The organism is Streptomyces sp. NPDC107522, assembly GCF_055657525.1.
Genome location: NZ_JBVKAU010000024.1, coordinates 41,371 through 62,130 on the forward strand (window position 1 = coordinate 41,371; position 20,760 = coordinate 62,130).

17 protein-coding genes are annotated in these 20,760 nt (G+C 70.0%); 5 read left to right on the forward strand and 12 right to left on the reverse strand.

The genetic code is table 11. The annotated features are described in order from the left end of the window. Positions 1-10: 10 nt before the first annotated feature. Positions 11-754, reverse strand: coding sequence for a hypothetical protein (locus ACZ7L6_RS40280; RefSeq protein ID WP_471932951.1), 744 nt, complete (start codon positions 752-754; stop codon positions 11-13). Positions 755-1,858: 1,104 nt separating this feature from the next. Further along, positions 1,859-2,074 (reverse strand): hypothetical protein, encoded by a 216-nt coding sequence (locus ACZ7L6_RS40285; protein WP_471932953.1) that lies wholly within the window; start codon positions 2,072-2,074, stop codon positions 1,859-1,861. A gap of 104 nt (positions 2,075-2,178) precedes the next feature. Here ACZ7L6_RS40285 and ACZ7L6_RS40290 point away from each other — a divergent pair, with 104 nt between their 5' ends. Next, positions 2,179-4,896, forward strand: coding sequence for a tetratricopeptide repeat protein (locus tag ACZ7L6_RS40290; protein ID WP_471932955.1), 2,718 nt, complete (start codon positions 2,179-2,181; stop codon positions 4,894-4,896). A gap of 329 nt (positions 4,897-5,225) precedes the next feature. Here ACZ7L6_RS40290 and ACZ7L6_RS40295 read toward each other — a convergent pair whose 3' ends face one another. The 8 genes from ACZ7L6_RS40295 to ACZ7L6_RS40330 all read right to left on the reverse strand — a co-directional run bounded on the left by ACZ7L6_RS40295 (position 5,226) and on the right by ACZ7L6_RS40330 (position 12,334). After that, positions 5,226-5,777, reverse strand: coding sequence for a replication-relaxation family protein (locus ACZ7L6_RS40295; RefSeq protein WP_471932957.1), 552 nt, complete (start codon positions 5,775-5,777; stop codon positions 5,226-5,228). Between the two features lie 179 nt (positions 5,778-5,956). Next, positions 5,957-7,363, reverse strand: coding sequence for a WD40 repeat domain-containing protein (locus ACZ7L6_RS40300; RefSeq protein WP_471932959.1), 1,407 nt, complete (start codon positions 7,361-7,363; stop codon positions 5,957-5,959). Continuing rightward, positions 7,360-7,905 carry a hypothetical protein gene (locus ACZ7L6_RS40305; RefSeq protein WP_471932961.1) on the reverse strand — a complete coding sequence of 182 codons (546 nt, stop codon included), beginning with the start codon at positions 7,903-7,905 and terminating at the stop codon, positions 7,360-7,362. The genes ACZ7L6_RS40300 and ACZ7L6_RS40305 overlap by 4 nt, the downstream gene beginning before the upstream one ends. Positions 7,906-8,065: 160 nt before the next feature. After that, a complete protein-coding gene (locus ACZ7L6_RS40310; RefSeq protein WP_471932963.1) occupies positions 8,066-8,758 on the reverse strand; it encodes a response regulator in 693 nt (230 codons plus the stop codon). After that, entirely contained in the window at positions 8,755-10,737 is a 1,983-nt protein-coding gene (locus ACZ7L6_RS40315) for a sensor histidine kinase (protein WP_471932964.1), read from the reverse strand. The genes ACZ7L6_RS40310 and ACZ7L6_RS40315 overlap by 4 nt, the downstream gene beginning before the upstream one ends. An 806-nt stretch (positions 10,738-11,543) precedes the next feature. After that, positions 11,544-11,759, reverse strand: a complete 216-nt coding sequence (locus tag ACZ7L6_RS40320) for a hypothetical protein (RefSeq protein WP_471932966.1) — start codon at positions 11,757-11,759, stop codon at positions 11,544-11,546. 18 nt (positions 11,760-11,777) lie between these two features. Further along, positions 11,778-12,011, reverse strand: coding sequence for a hypothetical protein (locus ACZ7L6_RS40325; protein ID WP_471932968.1), 234 nt, complete (start codon positions 12,009-12,011; stop codon positions 11,778-11,780). 41 nt (positions 12,012-12,052) lie between these two features. Next, on the reverse strand, positions 12,053-12,334 hold the full coding sequence (locus ACZ7L6_RS40330) for a hypothetical protein (RefSeq protein WP_471932969.1): 282 nt from the start codon (positions 12,332-12,334) through the stop codon (positions 12,053-12,055). A 235-nt stretch (positions 12,335-12,569) separates the two neighbouring features. On the opposite strand from ACZ7L6_RS40330, the gene ACZ7L6_RS40335 reads away from it, so the two are divergent. After that, on the forward strand, positions 12,570-13,862 hold the full coding sequence (locus ACZ7L6_RS40335; protein ID WP_471932971.1) for an IS256 family transposase: 1,293 nt from the start codon (positions 12,570-12,572) through the stop codon (positions 13,860-13,862). Between the two features lie 42 nt (positions 13,863-13,904). Here the strand turns inward: ACZ7L6_RS40335 and ACZ7L6_RS40340 are convergent, their stop codons facing one another. Beyond that, complete coding sequence (locus ACZ7L6_RS40340) at positions 13,905-15,914, reverse strand: hypothetical protein (RefSeq protein ID WP_471932973.1); 2,010 nt, start codon at positions 15,912-15,914, stop codon at positions 13,905-13,907. A 158-nt stretch (positions 15,915-16,072) separates the two neighbouring features. On the opposite strand from ACZ7L6_RS40340, the gene ACZ7L6_RS40345 reads away from it, so the two are divergent. Further along, positions 16,073-16,255, forward strand: a complete 183-nt coding sequence (locus ACZ7L6_RS40345; RefSeq protein ID WP_471932974.1) for a hypothetical protein — start codon at positions 16,073-16,075, stop codon at positions 16,253-16,255. Positions 16,256-16,434: 179 nt separating this feature from the next. Continuing rightward, on the forward strand, positions 16,435-17,049 hold the full coding sequence (locus tag ACZ7L6_RS40350; protein ID WP_471932976.1) for a transcriptional regulator: 615 nt from the start codon (positions 16,435-16,437) through the stop codon (positions 17,047-17,049). Positions 17,050-17,092: 43 nt separating this feature from the next. Here the strand turns inward: ACZ7L6_RS40350 and ACZ7L6_RS40355 are convergent, their stop codons facing one another. After that, positions 17,093-18,205 carry a TniQ family protein gene (locus tag ACZ7L6_RS40355; protein WP_471932978.1) on the reverse strand — a complete coding sequence of 371 codons (1,113 nt, stop codon included), beginning with the start codon at positions 18,203-18,205 and terminating at the stop codon, positions 17,093-17,095. Positions 18,206-18,344: 139 nt separating this feature from the next. Between ACZ7L6_RS40355 and ACZ7L6_RS40360 the strand changes: the two genes are divergently transcribed. Continuing rightward, positions 18,345-20,624 (forward strand): helicase associated domain-containing protein, encoded by a 2,280-nt coding sequence (locus tag ACZ7L6_RS40360; RefSeq protein WP_471932979.1) that lies wholly within the window; start codon positions 18,345-18,347, stop codon positions 20,622-20,624. Positions 20,625-20,760: the final 136 nt, after the last annotated feature.

The following is a 20,760-nucleotide window of genomic DNA, read 5'->3' on the forward strand; positions in this document are numbered from 1 at the left end:
CCTGGAGCGTTCAGGAGCTGTGCGTAGGCCTCCAGGTCCCGGTCGTAGTGCTCGACTTCGCGCTCGGGGGCCTCGACGCGGGCTCCGGGCCGGATCGCCCCCAGGGCTCCAGGAGCCGCGCCACCCGCACCACGCTCGGATGCGGCCCGGGGTAGATGAAGAATCCGGCCGCCTGCGTGTAGTCGACGTCGACCAAGCCATACGGCATGTGCCCGGACAGCGCCAACTCGGCGGCCAGGGCGCGGACTTGTGCCGTCTTGATCAGATCGTCCGACAGGCCGGGCAGTTCCAGCGACGGGATCCCGGCGCGCCGGGCAGTCTCATACTCGCGGTTCGCGCTCTCGGCGACGCCCTCGGCCGCGGCATCGTCGTACGTACGCACGGATGCCCCGGTGAACTGGTCCACGAGATCCCACCCGGCGCGACCGGAGGCCAGCGCGATGTGAAACCGGGCGTCGGGCTGCTCGGTCGGCGGTTCGGCGAAGAATACGTGCCCGCTGCCGTGCGGCTCCGTCGTCACCAGTCCGGCGCGGCGCAGGATGTCGGCGAGGAACGGGGCGACGGCGCGGGACGCCCCGGCGGGGGTGTGCCACCAGGCGATGGGGCACCACCGGTCCAGGCCGAGCGGGTGGGTGACAGGCAGGTCCGAGAGGACCCACTGCTGTTCGGGGCTGTCGGGGAGAACGGACAGGGCCGTCCGCGCGCGTTCGACGGTGGCGGACAGCCGCGAATGAACGGCGATTTGCTGCGGCATGAGGCGCCGACGGATGTGGTCGGCGATGTGCCGGGCGGTGGCCTCGTCCTGGGTCTCGCTGGGATGTGGGCGCGGCTGGGCGGCGACGGTGATGGGCTCGATCGTCAGGTCCTGCGCTGCGGCTCCCCCGGGCAGAACCGCGCTGACGATGATCCGGGTCCGGGGCGGTTGGGGATGAGTTCGAGGGTGCGGCCGTCGGCAAAGATGATCCGGACCCGGCCCGCGGCGCCGTCCTGCTCGGTGCGCTGGGCGCCGAGCAGCCTGGCGACGTCGCGGGCGAGGGACTCCAGACCAGCAAGGAGTGGACAGGTCCAATCACGGGCTCTCCTTCGGGGCGATGCTCCCGCGGGGGGGGCGCTGAGGGTCGGGTCGGTCGGCATGGCGCGCAGCGTCAGCGCGGAAGCCGTCGGCGGTGTATCCGGGGTCGCACCGGGGGCGGCACAGCTGCCCGGGCGCAGCCCCGCAGGTCTCGCACTTCTCGTCGAAGTCCTCGGGGCGGAACGGCGGCAGGCTCACGAGGCGTCCTTGATGCGCTCGGCCACCTTGCGGGCGGACAGGACCGGGGTAGTTGCCGTCAGCTCTGTGCAGGTGACCTCCCCAATCTGCGCGGCATTCGACGGGTGTCGGTTATTCGTCTAGTTGAGACATGAGTATGACTGTGACCTGCAGAGTCTCAACTGCAGTCATAGGAGCGGAGGGTGGGCAAATGGCCCTCTGAGCTGGCTGTATGTGCGATCTCGTCTCCAGGAGGCTCGGGCCTCATGTCTCTGACCTGCAGTGCCCTAAGTAGATTGAGAATGTCTCAACTGCATTGATAATTCCTTAGGCTTGGGGGAGGTGGTGATGTCGTGTTCACTCTGCGAGCTGCGGCCGCGCCAACCACGTCTGAGCACTTCAGGACTGGACGAGCCGCGCGTCGTCGATGAGATGGGCGGTCGCCTGTGCAGGCGGCCGCCGAAGCCGCCCCCAGCTCATGGATTGGGACGCCCGTGCAACAGCTCCTTCTGGTTGTGCTGTCGGCGCCGTTCCGAGGCGGCCGTGAGACTGAAGACAAGTCCCAGGACGACACCCATGCCGCGACCGTGCAACCGGCAGGGGCACGGGTCAGGTGAGGAGGGCTGCGAGGGCGCCGCTCACGGCGGCGGCGAGGGTGACGACCGCGGCGAAGGCGGTCGCGGCGTGGGTGAGGGCTGCGGGGTAGGTGGCGCCGTCCAGGCGGGCGAGTTTGCCCGCGCCGGCGGCGGCCAGCAGAGCGACGACGAACACGAACGCGGTGGTGAGAAGTACGACGGCGAGAATCACGGCAAACTCCCGATACACGATGAGATGTTGATGGGGCCCAGGCTCGTGAAAGCGGTGTGCGCCGGGGTTCGCCGGGACGAAGATGAACACCGGCGGACACATCGGGACTCGGGGGCGAGGACGTGGACGACGAACACACGGGCGACAGTCCGGCGCTCACTGAATTGCGCGCCCGGCTGGCCGGCGCACTGGTCCGGATCCGGCTGAGCAAGACGGACGTGGCCCGCCGGGCCGGGCTGGGCCGTACGACAGTCTCCGAGGCATTCCAGAGGGGAGGGCCGGTGCCGTCGGCTCAGACGGTGACGGCGCTGGCCCGTGCGCTACGACTGCCGGTCGAGGAATTGCAGGCGCTGCGGCGGGCCGCTGCCACGGACAGAGGTGGAGATCAGTCTGGTCTGGGGCGGCCCATTGGGGAGTGGGGACCACACGATCTGGAGGTTCATCCGGCAGGCAACGCAGTCGCTGACGCCTCCGATGCAGCTGGAAGCCTGGTCCTGCCCGGGTATGTACGGCGCCGGCATGACCGGGTGCTGGCGAATGCGGTGCGCGCGGTGAAGGCGGGACACAGCCGGATCGTGGTCCTGGTGGGCAGTTCCTCCACGGGTAAAACGCGGGCGTGCTGGGAGGCAGTACAGCCCCTGGCAGACGAGAAGTGGCGGCTGTGGCACCCCTTCGACCCGACCCGCGCCGAGGCCGCCCTTGAGGACCTGCACCGCGTACAGCCCCATACCGTGGTGTGGCTCAACGAAGCCCAGCACTACCTGGGCGACCGGGCAGCCGGCGAACGTATCGCAGCTGCCGTGCACAGCCTTCTCACCGACCCACAATGCAGCCCTGTCCTGGTGCTGGGCACGCTCTGGCCCGAGTACGCCGCCCGCTACACCGCGCTGCCCTTGCCAGGAGAGGAGGACCCCCACAGCCGGGTCCGGGAACTGCTGGCCGGGCACACCGTAAGCGTCCCGGATACGTTCGACACACATGCTCTCGCCAGCGCAGCCGTTCTTGCACGAGGCGGTGACCGGCTGCTGGCCGACGCCCTCACCCGCGCCAACATCGACGGGCGGGTGACTCAGGACCTGGCCGGAGCCCGCGAACTCCTCAATCGCTACCTGCACGCGACCCCAGCCGCCAAAGCAGTGCTGGAAGCAGCGATGGACGCGCGCCGTCTCGGCGTCGGCCTGCACCTGCCCCAGGCCTTCCTGACCGCTGCCGCCGTGGACTACCTCACCGACACCGACTACGACCACCTCGCCGAGGACTGGGCTGAGCAAGTCTTCGCCGCACTCGCCGAACCCGTCCATGGCAAACAAGCACCCCTGCGCCGCACCACTCCCCGGCCCAGACGACGCCCGCCCACCCCCTCCTCGCATGCCGACGCGCCACCCTCACTGCCTACAGGGCCGCTGTTCCGGCTCGCCGACTACCTCGAACACCATGGCCGCACCACCCGCAGCCATCTGTGCCCCAACTCTTCCTTCTGGCACGCCGCTTACACCCACCTGACCCACCCCGACGACGTGGACAACCTCGCCCGAGCTGCGCTCTACCGCCACCGCCTGCAGTGGGCCCACCATCTCCGCCAGCGCGCTGCCGATCACGGCAGCCCCGCAGCCCTGTACCGCCTGGCCGAGATGCAGGCGCAGGCCGGAGACCCAGAAGGCGCTGAGCACCTCTACCAGCTGGCCGCCGACCATGGCGACAGCGACGCCTTGCACCGGCTGGCCGTCATCCGGCAGAAGGCTCGGGACGACGCTGGTGCTGAGGCTCTGGCCAGAGTCGCTGCCGGCTCCGGCGACACCCAGGTTCTGCACCGGCTGGCCGTCATCCGGCAGGAGGCCGGGGACGACGCTGGCGCTGAGGCTCTGGCCAGAGTCGCAGCTGACCATGGCAACCCTCAAGTGCTGCACCGGCTGGCCGAGATCCGAGAGCAGGCCGGCGATCGGGAAGGTGCCGACACTCTGGCCCGGCTCGCCGCCGACCAGGGGTACCCCTACACCTTGTACTTTCTGGCCGGGATGCGAGAAGAAGCCGGAGACCGGAAGAGCGCCGAGACCCTGGCCAAGCTCGCCGCCAGCTTCGACAGCACCCACGCCCTGTGCCTTCTGGCCGAGATAGCGGAGGAGGCCGGCGACCCCAAAGCCGCTCACGACCACTACCGCCGGGCCGCCGAACTCGGCAGCGCCCACGCCTTGCTGGTCCTCGTTGCCATACGCGAGGAAGCCGGGGACCCGAAGGGTGTCGAAGACCTCCACCGGCTGGCCGTCGACCAGGGCAACAGTGACGCCCTGTACCGGCTGGCCATGAGACGGCAGGAAGCCGGAGACAGCGCGGCCGCCGAGGCGCTGGCCTGGCTGGCATCCGAGCACGGCAACGACCATGTCCTGCGCCGCCTGGCCATGATGTGGGAACAGGCCGGGGACCAAGAACGCGCCGAGACGTTAGCCCGGCAGGCCGCTCACCGCGGCAGCCCTCACGTACTTCGTGGAGTGGCTGAGATGCGCGAGGAGGCCGGGGACCAGAAAAGCGCCGAGGATCTCTACCGGCTGGCCGCCGACCGCGGTAACACCACTGCTCTGTACCGGCTTTCAATGATGCGGGAACAGGCGGGGGACCAGGACGGCGCCGAAGCAGCGGCCCGGCAGGCCGCCGACCACGGTAATAGCGACGCCCTGTACCGCCTGACCCTGATGCGGGAGCAGGCCGGGGACCGGGACGGTGCCGAGGCCCTGGCCCGGCAAGCCGCCGACTACGGCTGGATCAGTAAACAAGGCTCGGTCCTCACACGGATGTGGCCCCATGGCCTGGACCCGGACGGCACGCCCACACTGCCGTGGCAGTGACCTGTGGCGTCGAAAGCCCCAGGCGATAGCTGAGCCGACTGCTTCACAGCAGAGTCATCGCCCACAGCGCCGGCTTGTCGCGACAGGGAGGCTGGGCGGCCCACCGTGCGGCTCCTGCCGCTGTCCGAGTCAGCCGTTGTAAGCGGGGCCCTCGCCTGACGCCGGGTGCGGCTGGCAGTTGAGCGACCTGCCGTTGCGGCAGTAAGACCGTGGTGAAGAACGACGGACAACCTGGAGGCACGGTGGAGATCGCTGTGGTGGTGGTGTCGGTCGTGGCGCTGGGGATGTGGGCCTCGTCGGGCACCACGATGTAGATGCCGTAGCCGCTCTCACCCCCGACCACGGCTGGTCAGCGCGCTACGTCTGCTGCATCGCACGCCCGGTCCAGGGGAGGTCGGGGTCGTGGACGGGACGCCACACGGGTGCGCAGGGGCGTCGTGCTGGAGCAGGTCGGCCGGCGGCGCCGCGAGCACGGGAACCTCGTTCAGGAAGCGGGACGGCGCCAGCAGACCGGCCCCGGCGCGCAGGGCGCTGATCCGGGTCTCCACACCGGCGGGTCCGGTGCCGTCCAGAACGAACAAGATGCGGGGGAAGAGCGGGTAGCGCCGCCGCCACTCCTCCACCGCCGGTTCCTCGAGGGTCGGCCGGCGCCCCGGGACCGCGGGCACGTAGCGGTAGAGGCGCTCGTACGAGGTCAGCTTGGCGGCGAGGCGTTCGGGTCCCATGGTGGCCCGGTCGACTTCCACGAACGCCCGCAGCATCGACCCGTTGTCGCCATCGGTGAGACCGCGCCGGTAGTACAGCAGGGCGTCGGGGATGACGGCCTCGCCACTCCCGATCGGGTGATGGACCTCGGGGATCCAGTCCAGCGGCTCGCACACATCGCCGCGGCGGCGGGCGTCCTCGAGGAAGAAATCAGCCAGGCGGCCGTCCTCGCGGTCAAGGGGAGACCGGCTCCCGCACCGATACCCTCACCCGCACCGCCTCCTGATGACCCGTCAGCCCGCTGGGCTTGAAACTACCCTCTAACGAGCGGAAATGGTGAAGTGTCACTGCGGTATTAGTCCGAGGGTTCCACAGCCGCTGGGTGTCCGCGCAGATCCCACACGGTGAGGCCCTCCAGGGTGCCGGTGGCGATCAGTCCCGTCCGCCGATTCCAGTCGATGCTCTCCACGGGCGAGCCGTGGGCCAGACTGAGCAGCCGTCGCCCGGTGCGGGTGTCCCAGAGCACCGCATCGCCCTTCTCGTCGCCTCCGAGGAACGACCGCCCGGTGGGGCCGAAGGCACCGCAGAGCACGGGAGCGCCGTTGCGCAGTTCGGCCACTGCCTGGTCGAGGGCGTCGTCGAACAGGGTCACGGCGCTCTCCTCGGAGTCGTTGACGGCGAGCCGTCCGTCGTCGGAGAAGGCGAGGCAGTCCACCACCCCCGTGCCCGTCTGTGTCCGATCCGAGCACGCGGCGGCGGGCGACGGGAAGCGGGAGACGTCCCCGCCGATGCCGCTCACCACGAGGTGCGAACCGGTGGGCGCGAACAGGACGCCGTGGGCGCGGTCCACGTCCAGGGTGCGTAGCAGTGCGCCGGTGGCGAGGTCCCAGACCCGGGCGGTCATGTCTTCGCATACCGTGGCGGCCCACCGGTCGCTGGCGTCCACGCAGACCCGGCAGACGGCGTCGGGGTGGGCGAGCCGGGCGAGTTCGTCGCCCGTGAGGACGTCCCACAGCCGCGCGCAGCGGTCGTCTCCGGCCGCCAGGAGGACCCGTCCGGCACTGACGTAGGCGATGTCCTGGACGGCGACCCCGCGGCCGAGAGGGTGGAGCCGGCGCCGCGGCGTGCCGTCGCGGGTGTTCCACAGGCGGACCGAGCCGTCGCTGTGGGCGCAGGCGACGGTCTCCCCGCCGGGGCTGAAGCGCACCGCGGTGGCCCAGGTGTCGTCGTCACCGCGGGCGAAGCACGGCTCCGGTGTGCGCTCCCGTGACTCGGGGTCGGACGACGGCGTCGTCTGCGCCAGCTGGGCACGCAGCCGCTCCGCGGCACGGTGGCCAGCCCGCAGCTGCGCGATGGCGCCGGGCAGTGCCAGCGCGTTGCCCAGCACTCCGGAGGTGTCGCCCAGCGTCCCGAGCGTGCCGTCGAGCAGGCCGATGACGGAGAACCGGTCGAGCGCCCCGGCGATCTGGTCCATCACGCTCCGGTCGGGCTGCGGGGCGTCGTTGCCCGGCGGGCTGAGATAGAGACGGAACGCCGTCCCGGGCAGGCGCAGGTCGAAGCGGGCCGCCGTCATCCGGCTGCCGCCGCGCCATTCGAACCGCGTCCCCTCCAGCGGCGCGGAGAACCTCTCCTCGCCGTCGACGCAGTAGACGACCCGGTCCCGGTCCACCAGCAGCACGCCGACCCAGATCCCCGACCAGGTCCACCGGACACGCCGGCGCGCGGGATCGCACCAGGCGAGCAAAGCCAACGGATCATTCATCTGTGCAACTCCCCACGGATATCGATACAGACGGGCCCCGGCCCCCTGGGGTCCTCGCGGGACGCCGGCGGCCCGGGGCCCAGGGACGGGGGGGCAACGGCACCAGGAACCCGGTGAGGTACCACAGGGCAGGACGCTGACGGTGCCGATGTCGACGTAGCCGCCGAGCGCGGCGGGCGCGCCGGCCGGTCGCGGTAGCCCAGGGAGGCGATCAGCGCGTAGGTGCGGCCCGGCCGGAGGCCGGTGAGCGCGAGGTCGCACCGGTACGATCCGCTCCCGGTCACCGGGACGGACTGCGGGGGATCGGGGCGGGTGAAGCCGTGCGGACCGCCGATCTCGTCCACGCCCACGCGCACCGACCAGTTGCCGGCGAGCAACGGCACCAGGAACCCGGTGAGGTGCCACTCCACCTGCACCGTGACCGGGGTGCCGTTCTTGACCACGTCGGACGGGGCGCCGTCGGGGTCCAGGGTGATCGCGCTGATCCGTCCGTCGAGCGCCGTGGGCGGCACGGGAAGGGACTGAAACGTTCCGGAAGCCATGGTCTGCTCCTCTGCCGTCGGAGAGGTGTGCGAACTCGCGCTCACCGTCCCTCGCCCGGGCCGGGCCGGGCATGAGGCAGGGGTCCTGGATCGGCCGGGCTTTTCACGCCCACGGCCGGGACGCACCCCGGGCAGGCGCTTCGAGCCGGGGCATCGCCCGTCAGCCGGGCCTGCCCCCCGGACCGTCCGACGGTCGGGCCGTGCCCAGCCCCGCGTCACGGGCCGCGGCGACCGCAGCAGCCCGGTCGCGCACCCCCAGCTTGAGGAGGATGGAAGACACATGGTTGCGGACGGTCTTCTCGGCCAGGCAGAGCTGCCGCGCTATCTCGTGGTTGCCGTGCCCGCCCGCGACCCGCTCCAGGACCTCAAGCTCCCGTTCCGTGAGACCGGGGAAGACCTGGGCGGCGTAGCGCTGGTGCGCGCCGGTGAAGAACGCCACGATGCGGCGGGCGACGACCTCGCCGTAGACGGCGTCGCCCGCAGCGACGGCGAGGACGGCGCGCAGGATCTCGGTGCGGTCGGCCCCCTTGAGGAGATAGCCCCTGGCGCCCGCCCGCAGGGCGCCGAACAGCGCCTCGTCGTCCTCGTGCATGGTCAGTACCAGGACCCCCAGCTCCGGCTGGCCGGCAAGCAGGGCGCGGGTGGCGGCGGCGCCGTCGGTGCCGGGCATGGCGAGATCGGTGATGACGACGTCGGGCCGGACGTCCGCCACCACGGACAGCAGTTCCTCCCCGGAGGCGGCCTCACCGACGACCTCCAGGTCTTCGCACGCGGCCAGCGCAGCGGTCAGTCCGTACCGGTACATGGGGTGGTCGTCGGCGATGACCACTCGGACGGGGACTCTGGCAGTCATACGGCCTCCAGCGGCAGCGTCGCCGCCACGGTGGTGTGTCCCGGCCGCGAGACGACGTGGAGGGTGCCGCCAAGCACCTGGGCCCGGCGGCGCATGGACATCAAACCCAGCCCCGGTGCTGCCCGGTCGGGGATGCCGCGGCCGGTGTCCGTGACGCTGACCCGCAAAGACCCATCGGCGGCGGACACCCGCACCCGGGCTTGGCACGCACCGGCGTGCCGGGCGGTGTTGGTGAGCGACTCTGTGACGATGCGGTAGGCGGTGGCCTCCAGCCCCGGCGACAAGAACGGCAGTCCGTCGATCTCCACCTCCACCGGCACGGTGCCGGAGAGCGTCTTGGCGTACTGGCGGATGGCCTCCGCCAGCCCCTGTGTGTCCAGCACGGTGGGACGCAGACCATCGATGATCCGCCGGATCTCTCCGACCGCAGTGGTGACCTCCTGGCGGATGCGGGTCAGCAGCGTCCCCGCCGGCGTGGCCCCGTCGCAGTCCAGCACATCGGCGAGTGCCTGCAGCCCGAGGCCCATACCGGAGAGGGAAGGTCCCAGGCCGTCGTGGAGATCGTGCCGTATCCGGTCTCTCTCGGCATGGGTGGCGGCCACGACTCGGTCGCGCTCGGCCTCCAGGGCCTCAGTGAGTTCCAGGGCCCGCAGCAGGGTGGCGATCTGCAGCGCCAGCGCCGCCAGCAACTGGAGGTCGGCCGTGTCGTAGGAGGCCACCGGCCGGCGAGCGGCCACCGTCAGCGTGCCGAGGTCCCGGCCCCCTACCCGCAACGGCAGCGACGGACCGGCCACGGCCATCACCCCTTGCCGGCCGACCGTGTGCCCGTCCGGCGCGCGGACCTCAGCGCCCGGGGCACGTACGGCCCGCATCACCGCGCTCAGCGCGGCGGGCAGCAGGTCGGGCTCCCCGGCGACCGCCACCTGGTCGCCGAGCCGGGCCAACGCCCGCAGCGGATCACGGCGTTCGCCGTACACCAGCCAGTCCACCGCGCGCTGCAGCCGATCCCGGGCCGGGGCCAGCAGCACCGCCATGAGAGCGGCCCCCACCACACCAAGCAGCGGATGGCGGTTCAGCGCGGACCCGATTCCCACCGTCAGGGCCAGGTAGACCGCGATCACCGCCCCGGTCAGCAGGCCGTAGACCAGCCCGCGCCGCAGCACCGCCTCGATCCCCAGGAGCCGGTACCGCAAGACCCCCACCGCGACCGCGACCACCACGAGGAAGGACAGCAGCACAGAGGGAAGCGGCCGGTTGTCGACCATCGCCGCGTAGAAGCTGGCGCCCATGCAGGGGACTTCGGTACAGACGAGCCAGACCAGCAGTTGCCGCTCAGGGGGACGGGAGCGTAACAAGCGGAGGACGGTACCGCCCCAGATGACCAGTGCCGACAGCGCCAGCAGCGGCAGACACACTCCCAGCGCGAGCCAAGTGAACAACGTGGGTGGCATCGACAACGGCAAAGGCAGAGCGGGAAACAGGTCACCGTAAGCGTCCGCGTCGAAGAGGCACAGGAACGTCAGCACGACGGTCCCCGCGACAGCGGCGCCCACCGGCCACCGCCACCAGCGTGCCGCCAGCCGCCCGTCCGGGTAGAGAGCGACCAGCAGGGTTGGCGGGGCCAGCCAGCCCGGTACGAACAGTCCCGAAGCCACTACGGTGGCGAACCGCGCGCCCGGCCACGCCGGATCGGCCTCGGCCAGGCCGTAACCCCCGTACGCGGTGAAAGCCTGTTCCCACCCGGACGCCACCGCCAGTCCCGCGAAGATCCAGCCGATCGGGTTCCGCGGCCGGGCGTGGATCAGCACGGCCGCGATACCGGCCTCCGCCGCGTTCACCACCGACAGGGCGATCACGAAGGAGGGGGCGGACATCGCTCCCGCCGGCTGGGAGCGCGGCAGCGACGAAACCCACAGCGCGAAGCCGCTCGGCACGACACTCGCGAGCACCATGACCCGAACCACCGCACGGGTAGCCATGGCTCTAGTGTGCGGTCCTTCTCCGCCCGAAGACCCGGTCGTGTGTCCCGGCCGGGCCGGGAACTCCGCCCGGCCCGGCCGGGACAGGCCTAGTGCCGGATTCCTCAAAGGACGTACACATATCGGCGTCGTAGGCGGCGAGTTGGTGGTACGGGTCTTCCCCATATCCAGGGCCGGGCTCGGGCGTTGAGCGGGGCTGTTGCGAGACGGGTGGCTTGTTCGATCTCGGTGGTCCGGCGAAGGACTGGCCGGCGAGAGCGGCCTTGCGGAAGATGCGCCACCAGCCTTCCTGGCGGTTCAGCCAGCAGGCGCCGACGGGAACGAAGACGTGTCGGATTCTGGGGTGTCCTCCAGCCAGGCCGGGAGGACAGGCTGTTGTGTGAGGACAGGTTGTCGGTGGAGGCCCCCACAGGGAGTTGCCCAGCGACTAGGCCAGTCAGCCCCCATGGCAAAAGCGACGGACAGGCGCGGTGGAGAGGGCGCAGCCCCAGTGTCCGGCACGGTGTGACACCTGTCAGTCGACTGTGAAGCAGCAGCGCCGTCGGCAGCGGGCGGTGGCCGCCGACCGGCCGCCGCTGTGCGATCGGCCGTCGGGGCGCCCGAGGCACCCGTCCCGACTGCCCCGGGCCAACCTCCCAGGACCCTTGGGACCGCTGCCTCTGCGCGTCCTCCACTTGCGGGCGCATCCTCTTCTCACGCGGGACGCCGAGCCCCATCGGGGGGTGGGTTCGGCGCCCCGCCCGCCCCCGCACGACGCAGAAGGGTGCCCGGCTTCGACGGCCGGGCACCCTGTACTGCTTTTGTCGTCACGGGGTGGCCATCGGGATCAGGCGTCCGAAGACGACGTCGCCGGATGCGACGACCAGCCACGGAAGTTGCAACATCGTGTCGGGACCGGCCTTCTTGGCATCCGCCACAGCCGCCAGCTGCTGCTGAGCATCGCTCTCACTCAGGGGAGCGCTGTCGGCGCGCAGGAATCCGCCTGGCCCCCGCAGTCCCACCAGGAGTATCTGCACTGTCATGCCTGCTTTCTGCTTCCGTCAGCCGTCGTCGAGGCGAACCCCGGCTCGGAAGGTGAGCCGGATCTGCGACACGTACTCGGGCGGAACCTGCTCCTCGATGGAGGGGAAGCGCGCCTCAGCCCGCCGCCCGTCGGTTCGCAGCTCCAGGGACAGAGCAGCACTGCATTCCCCGAGCACGAACGGTGTGCCGCCTGGCCGTTGTTCGAGACCACCGCCGGCCGAAAGCACCGCACGATGCACGATCTCGATCACTTGATCGAGCGGAAGGAATTCCGAAGCCACAGCCGCCCCAGTTACACCGTTGCGAAGGTCGGGACGATAGTGCAGTCGACCTCCAGGCCCCAGTGGCTCTTGTAGTCGATGGTCAGCTTCTCCTTGATCGACAGCACCCAGATGTTCAGCCCGACATCCGTCTGGCTGTTGATGTTGAAGTCGGCGCTGATGTTCACCTTGAACTTGAACTCCCGCACCGTCATCGGATCGGTGCCTGCGGACAGCACTGCCTGGGCGGCCCGAGCCGATGCTGCCATCGCCGTGATGTATCCGGACAGTTCCACCGCATTGGCCACTGCCATGAGACCTTCTCCTTCTGTCTTGTCCTGGAGACTCTGTGTCGGCCACGCGCTCACCCGCGGCCGTCCACTGACTCTCCCGTGGACAACAGGTGAGCGTCATGAGGTCCAGGTCCCGCGTGCCACAGGCTCAAGTCCTGGACCGGCCCGGATACTTCACCCTTCCACTCCGCTGCACTGTCTTGAGAACGGGACTGTAAGACGTTCGGTGTAACTCCCGATCATGGAAGATGCATCGATGACCAGTGAGAACGTGTCCGAGTCCGAGACCGTGGAGCCCACGAAGGCTGCGTCGGCGAAGGCCGTGGACGATCAGTTGATCGACGAGCTGGTGGGCCGGGCCCAGGCCGAGGGCCTGCAGCTGACCGGCGAGGGCGGGCTGCTGCAGCAACTGACCAAGCGGCTGCTGGAGTCCGCTCTGGAAGGCGAGATCACCGACCACCTCGGATATGACAAGCACGATGCGGCCGGGAAGAACGGCGGCAACTCCCGCAACGGCAAACGCTCCAAGACCGTCCTGACCGACGTCGGCCCGGTGGAGATAACCGTGCCCCGCGACCGCGACGGCTCCTTCGAACCGAAGGTAGTCAAGAAGCGGCAGAAGCGCCTGACTGGCGTCGACGAGATGGTCATCTCGCTGGCCGCGAAGGGCCTGACCACCGGCGAGGTCCAGGCCCACCTGGCCGAGGTCTACGGCGCCGACGTCTCCCGCCAGACCATCTCCACCATCACCGACAAAGTCCTCGAGGGCATGGCCGAATGGCAGAGCCGACCCCTCGACGCCGTCTATCCGGTCGTCTTCATCGACGCCATCCACGTGAAGATCCGTGACGGCGCGGTGGCAAACCGGCCCGTCTATGTCGCCCTGGCCGTCACCACCGAGGGTCGGCGGGAGATCCTGGGGCTGTGGGCCGGCGACGGCGGCGAGGGCGCCAAGCACTGGCTGCACATCCTCACCGAGATCAAGAACCGCGGCGTCAGCGACCTCCTCATGCTGGTCTGCGACGGGTTCAAGTGCCTGCCCGAAGCGGTCGAGACCGTCTGGCCCAAGACGATCGTGCAGACCTGCGTGGTGCATCTGCTGCGGAACTCCTTCCGCTATGCCGCCCGCCAGGACTGGGACAAGATCGCCAAGCTTCTCAAGCCCGTCTACACCGCCCCGAACGAGGAGGCCGCCCTGGAGCGGTTCGCCGAGTTCGCCGATGTCTGGGGCCGCAAGTATCCGGCGATCGTGAAACTCTGGGAGAACGCCTGGGAAGAGTTCACCCCATTCCTGCGGTTCGACACCGAGATACGCCGCATCGTCTGCACGACGAATGCGATCGAGTCGGTTAACGCATGGATCCGTCGGGCGGTGAAAGCCCGCGGGCACTTCCCCAACGAGCAAGCCGCGTTGAAGTGCGTCTACATGGCGATCATGTTCCTCGACCCCACCCGCAAGGGCCAGGCCCGCTGGACCATGCGCTGGAAGACCGCGCTGAACGCCTTCGACATCACCTTCGACGGCCGCCTCTCAGCGGCCCGTCAGTAACCCCAACTACCCAGTTACACCACTCGTTTGACAGTCCCCGGCCTAGTCGGCACCCGACTGAAACTGGGGGAAGAGGTCGGCGTACGGGCCGAAGATGCCGTCGGCGGACAGGCCGTGGCGCTGCAGCCGCGTCTCGATCGCGGCCAGGGTGTCGAGTGACGCCCCGCGGATGATCAAGGGCATGACGTCGTCGCGTAGTTCTCGGGCTGCGGCGTCGAGACCGTCTGGCCACGGCTGGTGCAGTTCGGCGATGTGGCCGGCGAGGTCACTGGTCGGCTCCCGGTACAGGGTCGGAAGCATTTCCCCGAAATGGACGGGCTCCAGAACCCTCCGCAGCCGCACCAGCAACTCCGTATGGCCGACGGGCGGCACACGAAGGGCGGTGAAGACAACGAACCCGATCACGTCGTCCACGGCCCTGAGCTCGGCGACCAGGTCTGCTACCTCGGTGGGCGTGCGGTACTGGACGCAGGCTTCGAACAGCATGCCTGTATGCAGGCCGCGGGCCCCGTGTCCCAGCAATTCCTTCAGCATGGCAAGAACGTCGTCGTAGGGCCGTCGCTTGGCCAGGACGCGGAACGCCGTGCGCACGGCCGGGAACCTCACTCCGTCCTCGAGATGCATGGACTCGTTCAGGGCCACGATGTCCGACACAGACCGGTCCCACAGGGCCGCGTGCAGCATCTGCACCCCTTGCCGGGCACGGTACTCGGAGTCCTTCGCATCAAGCACTGCGAGGATCACTGGTCCTAGTTCCCGGGCATCCAGCGACCGCGCCAGCGTCAGTCGCAGCCGAGTCGCTCCTTCCAGCCACCGGTGCTGCTCAAGGCGGTCGGCCAGCAGGAGGACGTCCCGGGGCGGCCGGGTCCGTGCAACCTCGGCGAAGCGGGCATCGAGCGGGTCCCGGTCGCTCAGCATCCCCTCGGCCGTCCGCTCGGCCCAGAGGAACACCGTGGTGTCTGCGTCGCTCACCCGGACCCACAGCCGTGTGTTGTCCGCAGCGTCCGCGCTGGTCACAGCATTGTCCGTGTTGTCCGCGGCCGGGTGGTCGGGCAGCGGCAGGGTCTCGGCGCCCGGATCCAGGGCGGTCAGGGCCCCGCTCAGACGCTCGGCGATCCGGCGGCTGACCGTCTCGGCCCGCTCCAGCGCCGCGTCGATGTCGTCACCCAGCAGGCCGGGCGGAAGCAACCCCTCGTCCGGTGGAGCCGGCGTCTCGGCAGGTGTGCCGTGTGTGGCGGGCAGTGCTGCCGCGGCCCGCAGGTGCCGCATCTCCTGACGCACCTGCCGGGTGCGGATGACCGCCTCCGCCAGCAGACTGGTGGCGAGCTGCCGGTCCAGGTCGGTTCGCGCGAGAGTCGCCGCTGTGCGCTCCCGCCGATAGACGGCTCCTGCCAGCTCGGCGTCCACGGCCATCAGCCGGGGCAGGTCGGACGGCTGAGCGGTCATCGACAGCTCCCTGTCCAAGGTGAGCTGTTCAACCTCGTTGGCGAGCACGATCACCCACGTGGACAGCGCTGACGCGAGCGTCGTCGCCTCGTTCAGCGCCAGCTGGGACTGGTGCTGGATCCGGGCGAGGGCTTCGACCTCATCACTCCTGCGCCGCAACTCCCGGTGCACATCCAGGAGTTCCTCCTGGGCTCGCTGCGCGGTCTCCATGGCGGCCATCGCCGTGTTCCGCACGGCGGGAGAGTGCCGGGTCAGGTCGGGTACCGGGGTGTTCCGCTCCTTGGCAATGCGCAGCAGCCGCGCGGCATCGGACCGTAAGCGGGCCCGCCGGGGCAGGAGTTCGGGGACCTCGGTACAGGCCAGGACCACGGCGTCCACGAACTTTTCATCGAGCTTGGCGCCCGCCAGCCGCTCGCTGACCGCGGACTTCCCCAGTCCGGTCGGGCCGACCAGGTCGGCCACCGTGAGCCCCGACTCCTCCACCCGGTTTCGCAGGAAGCGAGCCAGGGTGTCGTACTCCTGGGAACGGTTGCGCAGCGGGCCGAACTTGCGGCCCGGCCGGGGCGCGGGCGCCCCGCGCCCGCTGGGTGAATCCTGCGTGCTCATGCCCCTCCGCAGTGCGTTGTCCGTGGACAACGGCCATTGTCCACCAGGCAGCCGCGCCCGGTCAGTGCCTTCGTGATCGCGAGGTGAGGACAATGCTTCGGCAGTTCAACCTGGCGGCACGGACGGAGGGACCGTCCGTGACGACCTACGGAGGACCCATGCAACGCCCCAAGCGGGTGACCGACCTGTTCGCTTTCGTCGCCGTGCTGGCGACCGTCATCATCCTGCTCCTCATCGGCGTGGCCCCGGAGTCCCTGGCGATCGTCGTCGTCGCCATGGGCGGGCTGTACGGTGCCTGGCTCGGTACGGGACCCAGGCAGGGACGGGAGGAGGAGCGGTAGGCGCCGGAATGTGTCCGGCCTACCTCATCTCGGACTGTGCACAGGGGAGTTGCCCCCGAGGGGACCTGCAGTGCCTGCTGCCTGCCGTCTTCTATGGTGATCCACAACGCGGCCGCGACATGCTTCTTTACATGTCGCGAAGACACGGCAGAAAGACGGAAGAGCCGACCATGGCACCTGTGAATCTCCCGACTAGCGGAACGCTTCCCCCGCCCCCGGTGCGGCCGGTGGCGGGGTACGGGCACTACGGGGCCGCCGGTGTATCCGGCGGCCTCGCCCTGGCGCGTCAGCTCGACGAGCGGGCGGGCATCAACACGCTGCCACCGGTCGGCGATCCGAGGGGCCTGGCCATCCGCCTGCGCTACCTGGCCTGGGACGAGCAGGGACTTGCCTGGCTACGGCTGGCTCAGATCACCGTGACCGAGCGGACCATGGCCCGCTGGAGATCGGCACGGCAGCGCCCGCTGCCAGCCAATCTGGAAAAGATCGACCGGGCGTTCTGGGCCTGCCGCCGCCACAACCTCGTCGGCTACTACAAGCAGCGCCTGTGGGACGGCGGTCGCGGCACACGGATCGAGATCTATCCGGTCGACCAGCAGCAGGTCGCTCCCAACCGGCGCCGTGAGCTGAACATCCGCACGATCAATGTCCGCACCGACTGGCGACGCGTCGTGGACGCCTGGAACACGGGTGACCAGCAAGCCCTGGACGACGCCTGGAACTCCATCTCGGACAGCCTCGGCTCCGACCACGGCGCCTACCGGCAGGTCTCCCACATCGGCTTCGGCATCTGAACATTCCCGCAGCCCGAACCCACCGCACGCGGCCGCGGCATCCTCAAAAACGGCTGCGCACGCTCCACCGATGGGCCGGCTCCTCTTCGACCTCGCCTAGCCGCCAGGGCAGGCAGGTGACGGCCTCCAGCGCCGCGGTGCCGGTCATCTGCGGGTGGGGGCCCGACGCACCCAGCCGGCGATAGCGGCCCCGCGCGGGCCCCGGCCCGGATGTGACCGTCCGTCCGGAATGCAGGGCCGCCCACTGCAGCACCGGCTCCATCGGGAAACTGCCCCGCAGCCCCCACGACGAGAACAGGCTCTGCACGCCCCGCAGCCAGTCGGTGTTCTGAGCATGCGACCAGCTGCCCCGCAGCCGCCGGCGCTCCCGCGCCGCCAGAACGCGGGCAAGCTGGACGACTTCCGGGTAGGCCACCAAAGCAGCCACCCGCCGGTCGCTGCCCTCCCTGAGGCCGAGCTGCAGGTGGCGCTCCGCCCACCCGCGGGGCACCTGGGCGTCCTGATTCCACCAGAAGACGGCGATGTGGAACGCGTCCGCGAACGCGATGCGCCCGCCGGCGCCCAGCCGCCGCTCGAGCCGCACCCGCTCCCGGTGAGCGGCGAGAACGTCCGGGACAGCGGCGAGCGGGATGCAGGTCACCCCGTCCTCTCGCAGGTTGTCCGTCCAGCGCCGGTGACGGGCGCACACCCTCCAGCCGGCCGCCGACACCGCATACGCGTCCCGGCGCGCCCCCTTGGCCAGCGCACACAGGTCACACACACGCACCAGGCAGTCACCTGACGGCTCCCAGGGATTGGGGACGTCCCAGCGAGGCGGCGCACCGGCCGGATCGGGCAGCGGATGCACCCGCAGCGTGGGCAGCACGAACGCCAGGACATCGATGCGGCATCCCGCCAGAGCGGCCAGCATGCCGTGCGCGGCCGTGTTCAGGTGCACTTCGCTGAACTGCGGCTCGGGAATGGGCGCGTCACCGGCACCCAGCATCGACAGCAGCTCGCCGGGATCGAGTCCGTTGGTCTCCGCCAGCCGGTGCACGAACGAATTCGTGGACTCCTCCGCGATGAACCGCAGCCGCCGCGGCAGCGGACGCACCCCGCTCGCCCCGTCCCCGCCCCCGAAAGACCCCAGCGAACCCCGATCCAACGTGCTGCCCATCTCTCCTCAACCCGAACGCACCCATAACGGCATGACCCGCCAACTCCCTGCATTCTGGCCGGAATTGACGAGCACCGTCTCGATGATCCACTACGTTTCCCGTGATCCAGAATTCCCCCGCTAGGAGAAGCTGCCGGTCATGTCCCTCGTGCTGCGCCCGCATCAGCAAGAAGCCCTCGAAGCCATCACCGGTGCTTTCGAGGGAGGGGAACGCCGCGCGACCGTCGTCTCCGCCTGCGGCACCGGCAAGACGCTCACCGCCGCGGCGACCGCCCGCCACATCGCCCCGGCAGGCCGCGTCCTGGTGGCCGTGCCCACCCTGGAACTGTTGACCCAGACCATCCGGCGCTGGTGCGAAGGCGGCCGCGCCGGCCTCATGGCGGGCCTGTCCTCGATGAGCCAGACCCGCAGCGGCCTGCCCCGGAGCACCGCCCGCATGGTCAAACGCCCGGCAGACCTGCCCGGCATCGTCGCCGAGCAGGACGGCCCCGTCACGGTCTTCGTCACCTACGCGTCTCTGCCAGGACTGCAGCAAGCCCACCGCAGCGACCAGTTGCCGGCCTGGGACCTCATCGTCGTGGACGAGGCCCACCGAACCTGCATCAGCACCCAAGAGGGCTGGGGAGCCATCCACGACGACCACGCCATCCCCGCCCGGCTGCGCCTGTACATGACCGCCACGCCCCGCATCTTCACCGCCGGCGGGTGGGACGGCGCCCCCACCGCCACCATGGACCGCCGCGACATCTTCGGCCCCCACGTCTACCGCCTGGGCATGTCCGATGCGATCGAACGCGGACTCCTTGCCGACTACCAGGTCGTGATGCCCGTGGTCGGCGACAAACAACTGCACGCCATCCTCACCCGCAAGCCCCACCTCGATCCGCACAACGGCGGCCTGCGCGCGGCCGCACTGCAGGTGGCCGTCCTGCGCGCCATCACCGACCACGACCTGCAGCGCGTTTTGGTCTTCCACAACCGTGTCGCGGCAGCCGAAGCGTTCTCTCAGGACCTGCCCCATACCGCCGCGCAGCTCAAACGGCCGGACCTGAGGGCCTTCTGGGTCGACGGGACGCAGCGCGTCGACGAGCGCCGCAGCCACCTGTCCGCCTTCCAGGACGCCGACGGGTGCGCCGTCCTGAGCAACGTCCGTGTCCTGGCCGAAGGTATCGACATCCCCGCCATCGACTCCGTGGTCTTCGCCGGAGCCCGCAACAGCGTCGTCGATGCCATCCAGGCCATCGGCCGTGCCCTGCGCCTGGTTCCCGGCAGCAGCGGCAAGAAGGCCACCCTCGTGCTGCCCGTCTACCTGCCCGACGGACAGGCCACCGAACAGGCCCTGCACGACTCGCAGTTCGAAGGCATCTACACCATCCTCCAGGCCCTCAGGGCCCACGACGACAGCTTCCTCGACCACATCGCCATGCCCCGCCGCAGCCGCTCCCTGGGCGGCGGACCGCGCCGGGCCGTCCACTACAACCGCGCCGAACGCGCCCTGCAGGTCGCCCTCGCCCTCGGCCTTGAGATCACCCTGCCCGCCACCGGCTCCTGGAACGACGGCCTGGCCTCAGCCACCCGCTACCACCACACCCACCACCACCTCGACGTCCCCCACGCCTACCGTGACGACACCGGCTTCGCCCTGGGGGAGTGGATCAGCAACCAGCGCCTTCGCCACCTTGCCGACCGCCTGCCCAGCGAACACACCGACGCCCTCGACGCCCTCGGCATGCTGTGGAGCACCCCCGCACACACTTTCACCCGCATGCTTGACCACGCCCGCGCCTACGCCGCCGCCCACGGACACCTGGCCGCACCCACCGACGCCGAACTGGGCGGCCACCCCATCGGCGCCTGGCTTGCCGAATGCCGCAGGAAGGACAATGCCCACACCCTCCCCAAGGAACATGCCGACCAGCTCACCGCCCTCGACCGCTGGTGGAACCCCAGCTGGCCGCTGACCTGGCGACGCGCCCACGCCCGCGCCAAAGCCCACATGGAAACCGGCGGCAGCCCGGACCTCCCCGGCTCCTTCACCACTCCGGACGGATTCAAGCTGGGCCAATGGCTCAGCCGCCAGCGCAACACCTTCACCACGCTCAGCGTCGAGCAAGCCAAACTCCTGATCGACATCGGCGTCACCCCGCACGTCGAAAGCATCCACCCCGAGGCATTCGGCACCGAACGAGGCCGCATCTTCCGCCGCGGCCTCGTCGCCGCCTCCAGCTACCTGGCCCGCGAAGGCCACCTCGACGTCCCCCGCCGGCACACCGAAACCGACTGGATCGGCCCGTTCCGGCTCGGCTCCTGGATCGACCACATCCGCCGCACCCCCAACGAACTCACCGACGAAGAACGCGCCGCGCTCGACATCCTCCGCATGGCCTGGAACACACCAGAAGCCCCCGAAGAGCCGTAGCGACGCACGCGCAGGAGACCGCCTAGCACACCCGCAACGGGCAGCGCCTGTTCTGCTCCTGACGACGACTGTCCCTCTAACTGTCAGTCCCCGCCCGTAGCATGGCCGCCTGCCTCGCACCATGAGCCGGGACCCG

What these genes read in the sequence shown, in the direction of transcription:
- ACZ7L6_RS40280 (WP_471932951.1), bottom strand. Translation starts at nt 754, where the DNA reads ATGCCGCAGCAAATCGCCGTTCATTCGCGGCTGTCCGCCACCGTCGAA.
- ACZ7L6_RS40300 (WP_471932959.1), bottom strand. Translation starts at nt 7,363, where the DNA reads ATGAATGATCCGTTGGCTTTGCTCGCCTGGTGCGATCCCGCGCGCCGG.
- ACZ7L6_RS40305 (WP_471932961.1), bottom strand. Translation starts at nt 7,905, where the DNA reads ATGGCTTCCGGAACGTTTCAGTCCCTTCCCGTGCCGCCCACGGCGCTC.
- ACZ7L6_RS40310 (WP_471932963.1), bottom strand. Translation starts at nt 8,758, where the DNA reads ATGACTGCCAGAGTCCCCGTCCGAGTGGTCATCGCCGACGACCACCCC.
- ACZ7L6_RS40315 (WP_471932964.1), bottom strand. Translation starts at nt 10,737, where the DNA reads ATGGCTACCCGTGCGGTGGTTCGGGTCATGGTGCTCGCGAGTGTCGTG.
- ACZ7L6_RS40320 (WP_471932966.1), bottom strand. Translation starts at nt 11,759, where the DNA reads ATGACAGTGCAGATACTCCTGGTGGGACTGCGGGGGCCAGGCGGATTC.
- ACZ7L6_RS40330 (WP_471932969.1), bottom strand. Translation starts at nt 12,334, where the DNA reads ATGGCAGTGGCCAATGCGGTGGAACTGTCCGGATACATCACGGCGATG.
- ACZ7L6_RS40335 (WP_471932971.1), top strand. Translation starts at nt 12,570, where the DNA reads ATGACCAGTGAGAACGTGTCCGAGTCCGAGACCGTGGAGCCCACGAAG.
- ACZ7L6_RS40340 (WP_471932973.1), bottom strand. Translation starts at nt 15,914, where the DNA reads ATGAGCACGCAGGATTCACCCAGCGGGCGCGGGGCGCCCGCGCCCCGG.
- ACZ7L6_RS40345 (WP_471932974.1), top strand. Translation starts at nt 16,073, where the DNA reads ATGCAACGCCCCAAGCGGGTGACCGACCTGTTCGCTTTCGTCGCCGTG.
- ACZ7L6_RS40355 (WP_471932978.1), bottom strand. Translation starts at nt 18,205, where the DNA reads ATGGGCAGCACGTTGGATCGGGGTTCGCTGGGGTCTTTCGGGGGCGGG.
- ACZ7L6_RS40360 (WP_471932979.1), top strand. Translation starts at nt 18,345, where the DNA reads ATGTCCCTCGTGCTGCGCCCGCATCAGCAAGAAGCCCTCGAAGCCATC.